Source organism: Pedobacter indicus (assembly GCF_003449035.1).
Taxonomy (GTDB): Bacteria; Bacteroidota; Bacteroidia; order Sphingobacteriales; family Sphingobacteriaceae; genus Albibacterium; species Albibacterium indicum.
The window spans coordinates 2,932,162-2,946,706 of record NZ_QRGB01000001.1; the positions used below are offsets into that span (position 1 = coordinate 2,932,162).

Here is a 14,545-nt window from a genome sequence, read left to right on the forward strand (position 1 = left end):
CATGAAGAAGGATTTACCTGAAAATATTGTCGAGGACATTAGTATTGCGGTTAGCTTGGAAGGTGGGACTCCTGAGACGAAAATATGGCGCGTCTATCTGATCAACCAGAAAAACGAAACACTTAGAAATGTGTTGGTAACGTCAAAGGGATACGATCGCAGTGAGGGAAAAGATATTAAGACAAGTATTTTGCGCCATTTTCTTGGCGATGTTAAAGGACGATCCTCAGCGTTAATCGAACCAATCGATGATGCACTCTTTGGCCTCACCAATGAGTATTGGTTAAGTTATTATATCGATGACGTTATCTATGACAAGAAATTCATCTTTCTACCCGAAAGTATCGTCGACTCTAACTTTATAAAATTGCCACTTCTGAATAAACCGGGTGTATTGATTGGGTGAGGATTTGAACCCAATCAATACACTGAGAACCGGAGCTCTTTGCTATAATTAAATTTAGATAAGTTTCAAAAAAAACTCAATAAAAAAAGAGCTGCTTCTAAGAAACAGCTCTTTTTTTATACATATATAGTTGAAAACTCCCTAATTGAGCGAGTTCATTTTCTCTTGGATCTCATTAACCTTTTCAGTATTTTCTTTCAACTGATAATAGGTTCTAAGATTCTGCCAAGCAACGGCCGACGTTGGATCAATTTCAGTAGCCTTCTCTAAAAAAGGTAATGCCTCGTCAACCAGTTGATTACCAATTTTGGCTTGTTCATTATATTTCTGTTGCTCATTAGCAGGCAGCTTACTAGCCTCTCTAAACACCTCGATACCTTTGTTCAGCATTAGCCCTCCTAAGTTAATATAGGCATTAACCGACTGAGGATCTAACTCGATTGACTTCTTATATGCGGCTTCAGCTTCATCATTTTGACCACTAGCTCCTAACGCAATACCATGATAGTAATGCAACACGGCATTCGATGGATCTTTCTCTATCTGTGATGATATATCAGCAATAACTTCCGCTTCATTGCCTGCTTGCAAATTCAGCTCAATATTTTGCGTAGCCAATTCTTGGTTCTCCGGGAATTTAGCTGACCCTTCTTTTGCATATTGAATGGCAGAAGTTGTGTCTTCTTGCATCAAATATAGACGCGACAAATCTAAATATACCTGTGAAAGACTTGAGAAATCATCATGATCCAGAAGAGTCTTATATTTCTCTATTGCGTTTGGATAGTCTTGCGCATTAATTGCAGCTAAACCTGCATAATAAGAGAACAAGGTATCTCCAGGCAAATACTCTAACCCTTTGGCAAACGCAGTATAGGCACCAGCAAAATCTTGATTTTCGAAGGCTTTAACACCGACAGTTAATTCGGCTTGTGCAAGTGTTTTTGCAGCTACATCGATGTTCTCGGCTTGCTCATCAGCACCTTCTGTAGATTTTGCTTTTTCTATCGCTGCGAGTGCTTTTTGCTTGTACTCGTCAGCTCCTCCTGTAGAATCAAGCAATACATAATCTGAATAAACCAATGCGAGATATGTCCAAGTCTCAGATAAATTATTGGTCTTATCATTTTCAGCAGCTTTTTCCAATGAGGTTTTTGCGGCTTCTAAGTCTTTTAAGCCTAATTCAGCGCTACCAATCTGTTTAACCTCGTTAAACTTGCTGTAGCTTGCTTTTCCTCTATTCAGTTCACCCTTTTGCGCAAAAGCAACAACTGAGCAAAACAATGAGGCAATTAATAGTAGTGATTTAATCTTCATGTTAATTGAATGTGTTCTGATTTAATTGATTACTTACTCGTTCATATTGGATAGTATCACCCGACTTATCAAACAACACAGCCAAAGACTGTAATGCATTAACAGAGTTCGGGTCAATTTCGTTTGCTTTAAGCAAATGTTTTTCGGCCAAATCTTTCTTCTCCATATTTGCCGTATCACTTACAAAATCTCGCAAGTAAAGCAGCCCTAACTCGAAATTGGCGTTATAGTTATTATCGTCAAGATCTAAAGTAGTCTTATAATATTGCTCTGCTTGCTTTCGATTACCAGTTACTTCATAAGCATAACCTGCAAGATAATTTAACTCCACATTTTCAGGCTCTAAACGAATGGCATGTTCTATCAAGGGAACGACTGCATCATAGGAACCATTGCCTGCGTAAATATTGATAATCTGAAAAAGAATGTCTTTATTATCCGGATAAGAATCGGAACCCGAGAGCAAAACATTTAGTCTTTCATTTTGGTTGCCGGTTTTATTATACAAGTCAGCCATAATGAGTATATCCTCTGCCGAGGCGTTGTCTTTACTCTCTAGATATGCATTGTAATAATGAATAGCTTCGTCATTTTTTTCGAGCTGTGAAGCGAGTACAGCGAGATTACGATTCACTTGAATATCTCCCCGGCTAAGGGTATCTACTTGTTTCAAATGATTATAGGCTTCTTCATATTTATTATTGTTCAAAGCCCGACGTCCGAGAATCAAATGCGCATTCCCCAGTTTTCTATGAATATAGGTTATTTGCGCCTCATTTTCGTAATTAAGCTGTTCGTCATTCAACTTCGACAGAGCAAACTTTGCTTCGTCGATTGGATCCTTTGAATATTTCAAGCTACGATTTGAGTCTGCCACCGCTAAACTACTATATACCAATGCTCTTAAAAGATTGTTCTTATAGGCACTAGAGTCACGGCGTTCCTTGTAGGCATTATCGGAGAACTTTCTGGCATTCTCCAATTGCTTGAAGTCTGCTGTCTTCGCATACATAGCAAAGGCGTTGTTTCCTTCCTTCTCGTCCGATTGTGCCCACACAATAGGCTGTCCCATCATGAACGTTACGAAAAATAATAAGAAAGCTTTTTTCATTTTACAGTATGCTTTTTCTTTAATCTTCTGTTGGTGTATCCGGTTCATTTTCATTTCCCGTTTCTGCAACATCACTCTGTGTATTTTCTTCCACATCTATTTCTTCATCTTCCTCGCTCTCTACTTTAGCGACAGAAGCAATTTGATCTCCTTTCTTTAGATTGATCAATTTCACTCCTTGTGTCGCACGTCCCATCACCCTCAATTCTTGTACAGAAATACGAATAACAATACTTGATTTATTGATAATCATCAAGTCGTCCTGATCCGTAACATCCTTAATAGCAACTAATTTACCAGTTTTTTCGGTAATATTAATTGTCTTAACTCCTTTTCCACCTCTATTTGTGATTCGATAATCTTCCAGATCGGTTCTTTTTCCGTATCCATTTTCCGAAACCACTAAAATAGTGGATGCACTATCATTCACACTAATCATGCCAATGACTTCGTCCTGATCGTCAGCCAACGTAATCCCCCGCACACCTGCAGCCGTTCTACCCATCGGACGTACAGTTGACTCGTTAAAACGTATGGCTCGTCCCGAACGTAAAGCTATCAATATTTCACTCTCTCCATTTGTCAGATTAGCTTCGATAAGCTGATCACCCTCGTGTATATTAATCGCATTGATACCATTGGCACGTGGACGAGAATAGGCTTCCAACGAGGTTTTCTTTATTGTACCTCGCTTGGTACACATGATGATAAAGTTATTATCCAGATACTCTTGATCTTTCAAGTTCTTCACCTTGATATAAGCCTGAACCTTTTCCTCCTTCGGAATGTTGATTATGTTTTGCAGTGCGCGACCTCTTGATACTCGCGACCCTTCCGGTATTTCAAATGCACGCAACCAAAAACAGCGACCCGCATCAGTAAAGAATAACAGGTAGTTATGGGCTGTTGCGGTGATGATATGTTCCGTAAAATCAGACTCTTTTGTATTCGAACCTAAAGCTCCTTTTCCACCCCGGTTCTGTAGTCGGTATTCACTTAGTGGAGTACGTTTTACATAACCTTCGTGCGAAATCGTAATGACGATCTCCTCGTCATCGATGAAATCCTCCATGCTCATATCACCCGCAGAGTGAACAATCTGGGAGCGACGCTCATCGCCGTATTTCTCTTTGACTTCTGTTAGCTCATTTTTAATGATTGACATTCTCAGACCTTCATCAGCTAAAACCGATTTCAAATACTCGATCGTCTTCATCAATTCCGCATATTCCTCTTTGATCTTATCACGTTCCAATCCGGTTAAGCGTCTGAGTGTCATATCCAGGATAGCTCTGGCTTGGATATCAGACAAACCAAATTTCTCCATTAAGCCTGTACGAGCTTCCTCGGGAGTGTTTGATGCACGAATCAACTTAATAACCTCTTCGATATGATCTAGAGCTATCAAAAGACCCTCTAAAATATGTGCTCTTTTTTCAGCCTCAGCCAGTTCAAACTTGGTTCTTCTGATTACCACTTCGTGACGGTGTTCTACAAAATGGTGGATCAGGTCTTTTAAGTTCAACAGCATTGGCCTTCCCTGTACCAATGCAATGTTATTAACACTAAATGAACTTTGTAAAGCTGTATACTTAAAGAGGTTATTCAGTACGACAGAAGCATTAGCATCCCGTTTTATGTCGTATACGATACGTAAACCCTCTCTGTCAGATTCGTCGCGAATGGATGAGATTCCTTCTATTTTCTTTTCATTGACCAACTCGGCTGTCCGCTCAATCATGGTAGACTTATTGACTTGGTAAGGAATCTCAGTGACAACAATCTGCTCACGGTCATTTTTAGTCACTTCAATCTCAGCCTTTGCGCGCATAATGATACTTCCTCGGCCAGTCTCAAACGCACTCTGAAGTCCTTTATAACCGTAGATAATACCCCCTGTTGGAAAATCAGGCCCCTTTACATGCTGCATTAATTCAGGGATCTCAATATCCCGGTTATCAATATATGCGATGGTGCCGTCAATGACCTCTGAAAGGTTATGAGGCGCCATATTTGTCGCCATCCCAACAGCAATCCCTGAAGCTCCATTTACCAATAGGTTGGGTATCCTGGTGGGCAATACTGTAGGTTCTTGCAGGGTATCATCAAAGTTCAGTTGAAAATCAACTGTTTCCTTGTTGATATCGGCCAACATCTCTTCGGCAATCTTCTGCAATCTGGCTTCCGTATAACGCATGGCCGCGGGTGAATCACCATCAACCGATCCGAAGTTACCCTGACCATCAACCAAGGTATAACGCATGCTCCAGTCTTGAGCCATCCTAACCATCGTACCGTATACAGAAGAGTCTCCGTGTGGGTGGTATTTACCCAGAACGTCACCGACAATACGGGCAGATTTCTTATAAGGTTTATTACTGGTAACACCAAGATCCAACATACCATACAATACCCGACGATGTACCGGCTTCATGCCATCGCGCACATCAGGCAATGCTCTTGAAACGATCACCGACATTGAATAATCAATGTACGCTGATTTCATTTCATCTTCAATATTGATAGGGATTATACGATCGTTAGCTGGTATTAAATTGTTTTCGTTTTCTGTTTCGTCAGCCATATATAATTAGTTCAATTAAACTATAAACTCACACATAGTGAGCGTTGCGAAGTTAGCAAAAATAAGCATATTTACCGAATTGAAAAGCCCTTTTAGACTGCTTTTTATAGAGAAATCCAATCAACCCCCTTCTTTAAAAAGCGAAGTGTTTTCTCTTCGTCACTACCGGGCTCAGCTTTGTAGTTATAAGTCCAGTTTGCATAGGGTGGCAAACTCATTAAAATAGATTCGATCCGTCCGTTTGTCTCCAGACCGAACTTGGTCCCAGCGTCATAAACCAGGTTAAACTCCACATAGCGCCCCCTCCTCATAAGTTGCCACTGTTTTTCTTTTTCGCCGAAGGGTCTATTCTTATTTCTTTCAATAAGTTCTCTATAGATAGGAACAAAGGAGCGACCAAGCTCTTCTGAAAACGAAAAGAAATCTTCATAATCTAAGGATGTTTTCGCAGGATTTAAGCGATCATAAAACACACCACCTATCCCTCTTGTTTCATTTCGATGCTTAATAAAAAAATAGTTATCAGCCCAAGTTTTAAATTCGGGATAAAAGTCAGCCGAAAATCGGTCGCAGACATCTTTTAAAGAACGATGAAAGAATTGCGCATCTGCTGTGTTAATATAGTGTGGGGTCAAGTCAATCCCTCCGCCAAACCAGCGTGTTTGTTCATTGAGTTCAAAATATCGGATATTCATATGAATAATCGGAACCCAAGGGCTCTTAGGGTGAATAACAATAGATACACCAGTTGCAAAAAACTGATCGTCTTGTACTCCAAATGATTTTTTGATGGGTTCAGGTAGTGTGCCGTGCACAGCTGAAAAATTAACACCACCTCTTTCCAGTACAGAGCCGTCTTGTATAATTCGTGTACGCCCGCCGCCGCCGCCTTCTCTATCCCATAATTCTTCTTGAAACTTTGCGCTGCCATCTGCCTCTTCAAGTCCACGACAAATTTCATCTTGGATCAGCTTATAACTCTCTGCTACCTTTTCTTTAAAGTCCATAAAGGCAAATATCCATTAATTTTTGAAAAGAAAGAAATAGCTACTTTGGGTACTTCTCTGTATCTTTGAATGATATGCGGGTATCAGAAAATATACTTAAATGGGCCATGCGTTTCTACCCTCCTCTGCTGTTTCAAAGGGTTTGGGTTAAAAAATTCCACAAAGACTTCCGAGGTGTTGAAGTAAAGATTCACCGCAGTCTTCTGAATCGAAATTATAATGGTTCTATTTTTGGCGGGACGATTTTCTCAGCAACAGACCCTTTCTATGCCATCTTGTTTGACCAGATCCTTCAACGCGAGGGATACAAAGTGTTAATCTGGTTAAAAAGCGCACATATTCAATATAAAAAACCAGCACGGAAGAACCTTGGTTTTTCAATTACAATTATTCCGACCCAGATAGAACAAGCTAAAATTGATTTAAATGAAATTGGGAAACATGTCGTTGAGTTCGAATTCGACCTGCATGATCAGGAGGGGCTACTGTGTGCAACGGTCAGAAATGAAGTCTATATCCGCAATTTAGATTTTGGGAAATAATAGTTTGTATATTTGTTCAAAAACAAGACCATGAAAAACATTTTCTTACTTTCATTGACCTTCGCTCTTTTCTTTGTCGGCTGCAGTTCTTCGTCTGACAACAATCGCAAGATTCAGGATGAAATGATCGCTATCCATGACGAGGTAATGCCGATGATGGGTACCTTTGTACGCGATATTCAGAAAATTGATTCAATTTTGCTAAATATAGACGAATATAAGACTCAAAACCCACGTTTGGATACTGCAGAGCTGACCCAGCTTCGCGATCGACTGGAAACGACCCATGACTCTATGAACGACTGGATGCATGACCTCAATTTAAATTTCGAAGGTAAATCTGACGATCAGATTAAAGCCTATCTGGAAGTTGAAAAGGACAAAATTCAGGATATTAATAACGAGTTTATTGAAGTATCCGACGTTGCAAAACAAACACTAAGTAAATACCAACTTTAAAATGAAGAAATTTTCCGTCTTATTACTAGCTATTGCCTCGGTATTTTTTTATGCTTGCCAATCTTCCGAATCCAACAAAACGCTTCCGATACTTGGATCTAGGGAACCGGTAACAAAAGAAGTAAACGGACAGACAATTACCGATACGGTCTATCATCAGATCCCTGCATTTGAGTTCTTGAATCAGGATAGTGTTTCAATCACTAATAAAACTTTTACAAATGGCATTTATGTCGCTGATTTCTTTTTCACTTCCTGCCCTAGCATCTGCCCCATTATGCACAGAAATATGCTTAAAGTATACGAAAAATACAAAGGGAACGATGATGTAATGTTTTTATCACACAGTATTGATACCAAATATGACAAGCCTAGTGTCTTAAAGCGTTACGCCGAAAAATTGGGAGTAAATGGTAGTCAATGGCAATTCGCTTCAGGTACTCGTGAGACAATCTATGGCATCTCACCGGCTTACATGGTGTTTGCAGAGGAAAATGAAGCTGCACCTGGAGGTTTTGAACATCAGGGGTGGTTTATACTTGTTGATAAAGACAGGCAAATACGCGGTGCTTACAACGGCACAGAAGAATCTGAAGTAGAGCAAATGATGAAGGATATGGACATACTCCTTAAGGAATATGAGAAATAAGTCTATCTATGCCCTATTTACCTGTTTGACTATCGGTATCCTGATTTCGTCTTGTAAAAACAATTCACAAATCGAGGAAGCACGCTATTATATCAACGGAAAAACAACCTACGAAAAACATTGCCAAAACTGTCACGGTGCCAAGGGAGAAGGCTTAGCATTGTTAATCCCGCCTCTTACTGACACCGCTTATATAGCCAACAACAAAAACAAGCTAGCGGCGATAATAAAATACGGAATGGAAGGCCCTATCACGATCAATGGAAAAGTTTATGACGAAAAAATGCCTGCTGAAACCCATCTTACTCCCATTGAAATTACTTATATTATAAATTACATTGGCAACTCCTTTGGCAATAATATTGGCTTTTACACCAAAGAACGGGTACAACAAGATCTAATAGATCACCGACCTTAGAAAACATTTATGATCCTCTGGTGTTTTATTTAGAAAACATATTATGAAGGATCACAAAGACATAGAAGAGAATTATCCAGAGAATCAACAGAACCCTGGACCGTCGGAAGAAGCGGTTACTGAAAAGGATGACAAACCAGCCAGCCGCACCCTGAACTGGGTAATCATTATTGCTGTAGTGATTTTGGCAATTATTATCTTTATGTATTACTATTAAAAGAATTCAAATTCCAATCATCAAGAAGGTTTGATTGATTTTCTATTAAATCCTCTTGGCGATCGCAAAGCCAGCCGCCCATGCCCATTGGAAGTTATATCCGCCTAACCAGCCGGTGACATCGACACACTCACCTCCAAAAAATAATCCGCCTACTTTCTTTGCCTCCAAGGATTGGCGATCTAGTTCATGTGTAGCCACCCCACCACGCATAACTTCCGCTTTATCATAACCTTTATCCCCTGCTGGTTTTACTTCAAAACGATGTATAGTAGAGTCTACCAGTTTTGCGTCCGCCTTACTCATAGAAGCAATCTTTCTATCTGTGGGCAAGCATTTACCTAAGGCTTCAGCTAATTTCTTGGTAAAAAGATCTTGCAACAAATGAATCAAAAGACGCTTTCCGCCTTGTGAACGCTCCTTTGCGATCAAGTCTGACATGGATTCATTAGGAAGCATATTGATACGGATAGATTGACCCGGGCGCCAGTAAGACGATATTTGTAAAATAGCTGGTCCGCTTAGCCCCCAGTGTGTAAATAAAATATTTTCCTTAAATCGGACACTCCCGATCGAAACTTCACTAAAAACCGTATTACCTGCTAAATCTGCAAACCACGGCTTATCCTTTCCAGTGATGGTCAGAGGAACCAACGCAGGAGCGGTTTCCACGAGATCCAGATCGAAGCTCCTTGCGACCCTCAACGAAAAGTCGCTCGCACCCATTTTTTTTATGGGTAAGCCTCCACTCGCCATCACTACCTTATGAGATTGTAGCTTTATTTCCTGACCATTTTTTTCGTAAGTAACTTCAAATAAATCTCCATTTTTCCGAACCGCTTTAACGTCCGAACTTAACCGTAACTCCCCTCCATACTCGCGGAGCAGATTGACAAAAACAGCTACGACGTCCTTAGCTTTATTGCTTACTGGAAAAAGCTGACCCAATGTCTTTTCCTGACCGCGGATGCCATTGCTCTCAAAAAAGGAAACAGTATCGTCGACAGTCCACTGATCGAGTATATCTTTACAGAAATCAGAATCTGCCGAGATAAAATTATCAAAATTCGCATACAGGTTGGTATAGTTGCAGCGTCCTCCTCCTGAGATTAATATCTTTGCTCCTGCTTTATCATTTTTTTCTAGAAGCACAACTCTCTTCCCCTGTATTGCCGCCTGCACCCCACACATCAGTCCACAAGCACCCGCTCCTACTATAATTGCATCATATATCATGGATTATTGCATGTTGAACCCCGCGAAGATAGATAATCACAAACATAATTTATATTTTTAGCTTTATTTTACTAAAAACACATGCCGTATGGGTAACTTCCCTTTGCTGTCTATATTGGATAATGACTTTTATAAATTCACCATGCAACATGCTGTGGTGAGGCTTTTCCCAAGGGCAAAAGCCAAATATAAATTTATTAACCGAGGGGAGCATCCGTTTCCAGACGGGTTTGACCAGCTATTGAAAAAAGCGGTTGATCAAATGGCCGGACTTTCCCTTCTGAAAACAGAGAAAGAATACCTCGAGAAAACCTGCCCTTATTTAGCGCCAACCTATCTTGATTTCCTTCAAGGTTACCGATATGACCCGAGTGAAGTTGAAATATCCCAAACAGGCTCTAATCTTTCGGTTGAAATCTCCGGACTCTGGTATCGGACCATCATGTGGGAGGTGCCCATCATGAGCTTGATCTGTGAACTGTATTACCAAGCGACTGCCCAAGAAAGAATTAACGATAAACAGGTAATATCAGTGGCTCAAGAAAAAATCAACAAATACAAGGCACTCGACATCAAATTAGCAGAATTCGGCACCCGTAGAAGGCACTCATATCAAGTGCACGATCTCACAACAAAAACCTTGGTTGAATTCGGAAAAGACGTCTTCACTGGCACAAGTAATTTACATTTGGCGATGAAATATCAAACCAAACCCATCGGCACACATGCGCATGAGTGGTTTATGTTTCATGGAGCGAAATTTGGCTTCAAGATGGCTAATTTACTCGGACTAGAAAATTGGTCAAATGTCTACCGTGGCGATTTAGGCATCGCCCTATCAGACACCTATACCAGCAAAGTGTTCTTCTCTCAATTTGATAAAAAGTTCTCGAAGTTATTCGATGGTGTCCGTCATGATAGCGGAGATCCGTTGCAATTTGCAGATATGACCATCCGGCACTACGAAGAAAACGGTATTGACCCAAAAACTAAAACCATTATTTTTTCAGATGGTCTTAACTATGAAAAAGTTGAACGAATAGCCAACTATTGTCGAGGTAAAATCAAGATCTCGTTTGGCATAGGAACAAGCCTGACAAATGATGTCGGATTAAAACCTATGAACATCGTCATCAAAATGACTGATGCGCTTCCTGAAGAAGGTGACTGGACACCCGTCATCAAATTATCCGACGAGAAAAACAAGCATACGGGTGACCCAGAAACAATAGAACTTGCAAAACAACTTTTAGATATAAACGATTAGATGAACTATACCGATATCTACGGCGAAGCTCTCGACGATTTTTATCACGACCGTTTCAACGATGAACTGATACTTTACACCAATGATCAAGATCAGGAAACCATGCCGGTCGACTTGTTTTTCCGGGATAGCAATGAGCTACCCGATCAAGAATTAATCGCCCTAGCACTCTGTGACGGCAAGGTATTAGATGTCGGGGCAGGCGCTGGCAGCCACGCACTCTATCTGCAAGAACAGCAAATGGATGTAACTGCATTGGAAATTTCGGAAAAAGCTTGTGAGGTCATGAAACAGCGTGGTGTAAGAAAAGTAATTCATCAAGATATCTTTTCATACGCTGGCGAAAAGTTCGATACAATACTCTTTTTGATGAACGGTATCGGGCTGGCTGAAACCATTGATGGACTTATCAAACTATTCGATCATTGCCGAACACTTTTAAATCCCGGAGGACAGTTACTATTCGACACATCGGATATCAATTACTATTACGAATCAGAAGAATTAGCTAAACCCGAACATTATTATGGTGAAATTAGATTTCAGTACGAATATAAGGGCAAAAAAGGAAAGCCTTTTGGCTGGCTTTATATTGATCAGGAAGAACTAATCAAAATTGGTCATAAACTGGGTTGGGTAGTGCAAATTCTAGATGAGGATGATCATTACCAATATCTGGTTCGAATGGAACTCAGAGAAACTTTTTAATTTTTTAAGAGTCGCTGAATTTCGTCTAACTTCATTAGTGCTTCGACTGGTGTCAATGTATTTACATCTAAATTATTCAGCACATCTCGGATTTTGACCAAGACCGGATCATCAATCGAGAACATTTGCAATTGGTAAGCTTGCTTTTGAACCTTCTTAAGACTATTTTTTATATCCTCCCCGCCAGTGCGTTCCTGTTCCAGGCGTTTTAGAATTTCGTTTGAACGTTGAATTACAGCTGCTGGCATACCCGCCATTTTCGCCACGTGGATTCCAAAACTGTGTTCACTTCCCCCTGGAACCAGTTTGCGAAGAAAAATAACTTTATTATTTATCTCTTTAACAGCAATATTATAGTTTTTGATCCGGTTAAAGCTATTCGTTAGCTCATTCAATTCGTGATAGTGCGTAGCGAATAAAGTTCGCGCTTTCGCCGCCGGATATTGATGAAGGTACTCAGCGATAGCCCAAGCTATAGAAATACCATCGTACGTACTCGTTCCTCTACCAATCTCATCTAGCAAAATCAGACTTCTTGATGAGATATTATTTAAAATACTCGCAGTTTCACTCATCTCAACCATAAATGTAGATTCACCGCTCGACAAATTATCAGACGCACCCACCCGCGTGAATATCTTATCTGTTAAACCCAGTCTCGCATCTTTGGCCGGCACAAAACAACCCATCTGGGCCATTAGCACGATGAGCCCGGTCTGCCTCAATAACGCTGATTTACCGGCCATATTAGGTCCGGTAATAATAATAATCTGCTGTGTATGGTTGTCTAAAAAAACATCATTGGTAATATAATCTTCGCCCAGAGGCAATGTTTTTTCAATTACCGGATGACGGCCACCCTTAATATCTATTACCGTATCCTTTGTTATTTCGGGTTTCGTATAATGGTTTTTTCTTGCTATCAGCGAGAAGTTCAGCAAAACATCTAGTTGTGCGATTAGCTGTGCATTCAGTTGAACCGGCTTAATATATTCTACTAATGATCTTAGAATATCCGCGTAGATTTGAGTTTCGAGCGCAAATATTTTTTCTTCCGCACCCAGTATCTGTTCTTCGTATTCCTTCAGCTCAGTCGTAATATATCGTTCAGCATTTACGAGCGTTTGTTTTCTTTGCCAGGTATCAGGTACTTTATTTTTATGTGCATTCGTAACTTCTAAATAATATCCGAAAACATTGTTAAACGAAATTTTCAACGAAGGTATACCGGTACTCTCCGACTCCCTTTTCTGAATCTCTAGTAAAAAGTCCTTACCGCCATACGCGATACTTCTTAACTTATCTAGCTCTTCATTAACCCCTTCGGCGATCACATTCCCTTTTGCCACTGAAACCGGAGGCTCAGAATGTATCTCTGTATCAATTTGTTCACATAGTAGTTTACAAGAATTTAACTGATCAGCAATCATCCGCAAGGGTTTGGAATCTACGTCGTGAATAGTCTCCTTAATTGATTGGATCGCATATAAAGAACGTTTTAACTGAACTATTTCGCGTGGATTCGCTTTCTGCAGTCCAATCTTACTGATCAATCGCTCAAGATCACCAATTTGTTTAATCTCAGTTAAAAGCGAGTTTTGCAACTCCTCATTCTTCAACAGAAAGTCGACAACATCCAGCCTCGACATAATCGGTTTCTGATCTTTTAAAGGCATCACAATCCACTTTTTCAAGAGTCTGGCACCCATTGGTGACGACGTATGATCCAGCACATTCAAAAGTGTTACCGCATTTTCATTATGAGAGTCGACTAATTCCAGGTTTCTGATCGTAAAGCGGTCGAGCCACATGTAATTCCCTTCTTCTATCCGCGAAATTGTCGAGACGTGTTGTAAGTTCCGGTGTTCGGTTTCATTCAAATAATGCAAAGCAACACCGGCTGCCACCACAGCAAGCCCCAGCTTTTCAATACCGAAGCCTTTGAGTGTACTTACTTCGAAATGTTTTAAGAGCAATTCCTTCGCATAGTCGCCCGTATAAGGCCATTCATCAAGAGTATACGTATAAAATTGCGTACCAAAAAGCTCAGTGAAGAGTTTAAAGCTAGATTTATTCAGGATGATTTCATTCGGTTTATAGCTCTGCAACAGCTTATCGATATACTCTGCATTTCCTTGAGCCGCCAGAAACTCACCCGTCGAGATATCTAGAAAAGAACAGCCGATATATTGGCGTTCGAAATAAAGCGAGGCCAGGTAATTATTTGACTTTTGCTGAACAATGTTATCGTTATACGAAACGCCAGGTGTAACCAATTGCGTTACCCCCCTTTTTACAATTGTCTTCGTGCTTTTGGGATCCTCTAACTGATCGCAAATTGCTACGCGTAAGCCTGAGCGTACCAATTTTGGCAAATAGGTCTCTAATGAGTGATGTGGAAAACCAGCCAAGGCAACCTCTGAGGCTGTTCCATTTCCGCGTTTCGTAAGCACAATCCCCAAGACATCAGCCGCTTTAATCGCATCGTCCCCAAAAGTCTCGTAAAAATCGCCAACTCGGAATAGTAATAAAGTACCTGGGTATTTTACTTTAATGCTGTTATACTGCTGCATTAAAGGTGTCACTTTCTTTTCTTTCTTTGCCAATACTTAAAAAATTAAATT

General features: G+C 40.3%; 14 protein-coding genes. 8 read left to right on the top strand and 6 right to left on the bottom strand.

Annotated elements, in window-relative coordinates; translation table 11 throughout:
• Window position 1: 1 nt before the first annotated feature.
• Window positions 2–406 carry a hypothetical protein gene (locus D3P12_RS12905; RefSeq protein ID WP_118196133.1) on the top strand — a complete coding sequence of 135 codons (405 nt, stop codon included), beginning with the start codon at window positions 2–4 and terminating at the stop codon, window positions 404–406.
• Window positions 407–547: 141 nt separating this feature from the next.
• On the opposite strand, the gene D3P12_RS12910 is transcribed toward D3P12_RS12905, so the two are convergent.
• The 4 genes from D3P12_RS12910 to hemF all read right to left on the bottom strand — a co-directional run bounded on the left by D3P12_RS12910 (window position 548) and on the right by hemF (window position 6,425).
• The gene (locus tag D3P12_RS12910) at window positions 548–1,723 is read right to left on the bottom strand and encodes a tetratricopeptide repeat protein (RefSeq protein WP_118196135.1); all 1,176 of its coding nucleotides are present in this window, start codon (window positions 1,721–1,723) and stop codon (window positions 548–550) included.
• 1 nt (window position 1,724) lies between these two features.
• Complete coding sequence (locus tag D3P12_RS12915) at window positions 1,725–2,906, bottom strand: tetratricopeptide repeat protein (RefSeq protein ID WP_157970346.1); 1,182 nt, start codon at window positions 2,904–2,906, stop codon at window positions 1,725–1,727.
• Entirely contained in the window at window positions 2,854–5,418 is a 2,565-nt protein-coding gene (gene gyrA, locus D3P12_RS12920) for a DNA gyrase subunit A (RefSeq protein ID WP_118196139.1), read from the bottom strand. The genes D3P12_RS12915 and gyrA overlap by 53 nt, the downstream gene beginning before the upstream one ends.
• Window positions 5,419–5,522: 104 nt before the next feature.
• A complete protein-coding gene (hemF, locus tag D3P12_RS12925; protein ID WP_118196141.1) occupies window positions 5,523–6,425 on the bottom strand; it encodes an oxygen-dependent coproporphyrinogen oxidase in 903 nt (300 codons plus the stop codon).
• A gap of 74 nt (window positions 6,426–6,499) precedes the next feature.
• Here hemF and D3P12_RS12930 point away from each other — a divergent pair, with 74 nt between their 5' ends.
• The 5 genes from D3P12_RS12930 to D3P12_RS15390 are packed head-to-tail and all read left to right on the top strand — an operon-like array spanning window position 6,500 to window position 8,710.
• Window positions 6,500–6,967 (top strand): hotdog fold domain-containing protein, encoded by a 468-nt coding sequence (locus D3P12_RS12930; protein WP_118196143.1) that lies wholly within the window; start codon window positions 6,500–6,502, stop codon window positions 6,965–6,967.
• A 30-nt stretch (window positions 6,968–6,997) separates the two neighbouring features.
• Window positions 6,998–7,426: a hypothetical protein gene (locus D3P12_RS12935; RefSeq protein WP_118196145.1), complete on the top strand. Its 429-nt coding sequence runs from the start codon at window positions 6,998–7,000 to the stop codon at window positions 7,424–7,426.
• A 1-nt stretch (window position 7,427) separates the two neighbouring features.
• Window positions 7,428–8,075, top strand: coding sequence for an SCO family protein (locus tag D3P12_RS12940; protein ID WP_118196147.1), 648 nt, complete (start codon window positions 7,428–7,430; stop codon window positions 8,073–8,075).
• Window positions 8,065–8,493, top strand: coding sequence for a c-type cytochrome (locus D3P12_RS12945; protein ID WP_118196149.1), 429 nt, complete (start codon window positions 8,065–8,067; stop codon window positions 8,491–8,493). Before D3P12_RS12940 ends, D3P12_RS12945 begins: the two co-directional genes overlap by 11 nt.
• A gap of 43 nt (window positions 8,494–8,536) precedes the next feature.
• Window positions 8,537–8,710 (top strand): hypothetical protein, encoded by a 174-nt coding sequence (locus D3P12_RS15390; protein ID WP_157970347.1) that lies wholly within the window; start codon window positions 8,537–8,539, stop codon window positions 8,708–8,710.
• A gap of 45 nt (window positions 8,711–8,755) precedes the next feature.
• Here D3P12_RS15390 and D3P12_RS12950 read toward each other — a convergent pair whose 3' ends face one another.
• On the bottom strand, window positions 8,756–9,946 hold the full coding sequence (locus D3P12_RS12950) for a BaiN/RdsA family NAD(P)/FAD-dependent oxidoreductase (RefSeq protein WP_118196150.1): 1,191 nt from the start codon (window positions 9,944–9,946) through the stop codon (window positions 8,756–8,758).
• 88 nt (window positions 9,947–10,034) lie between these two features.
• On the opposite strand from D3P12_RS12950, the gene pncB reads away from it, so the two are divergent.
• Window positions 10,035–11,213 carry a nicotinate phosphoribosyltransferase gene (pncB, locus tag D3P12_RS12955; RefSeq protein ID WP_118196151.1) on the top strand — a complete coding sequence of 393 codons (1,179 nt, stop codon included), beginning with the start codon at window positions 10,035–10,037 and terminating at the stop codon, window positions 11,211–11,213.
• Window positions 11,214–11,921 (top strand): class I SAM-dependent methyltransferase, encoded by a 708-nt coding sequence (locus D3P12_RS12960; protein WP_118196153.1) that lies wholly within the window; start codon window positions 11,214–11,216, stop codon window positions 11,919–11,921. It abuts the gene before it with no gap.
• Here D3P12_RS12960 and mutS read toward each other — a convergent pair.
• Window positions 11,918–14,527, bottom strand: coding sequence for a DNA mismatch repair protein MutS (mutS, locus tag D3P12_RS12965; RefSeq protein WP_118196155.1), 2,610 nt, complete (start codon window positions 14,525–14,527; stop codon window positions 11,918–11,920). The genes D3P12_RS12960 and mutS overlap by 4 nt on opposite strands.
• Between the last annotated feature and the right edge of the window lie 18 nt (window positions 14,528–14,545).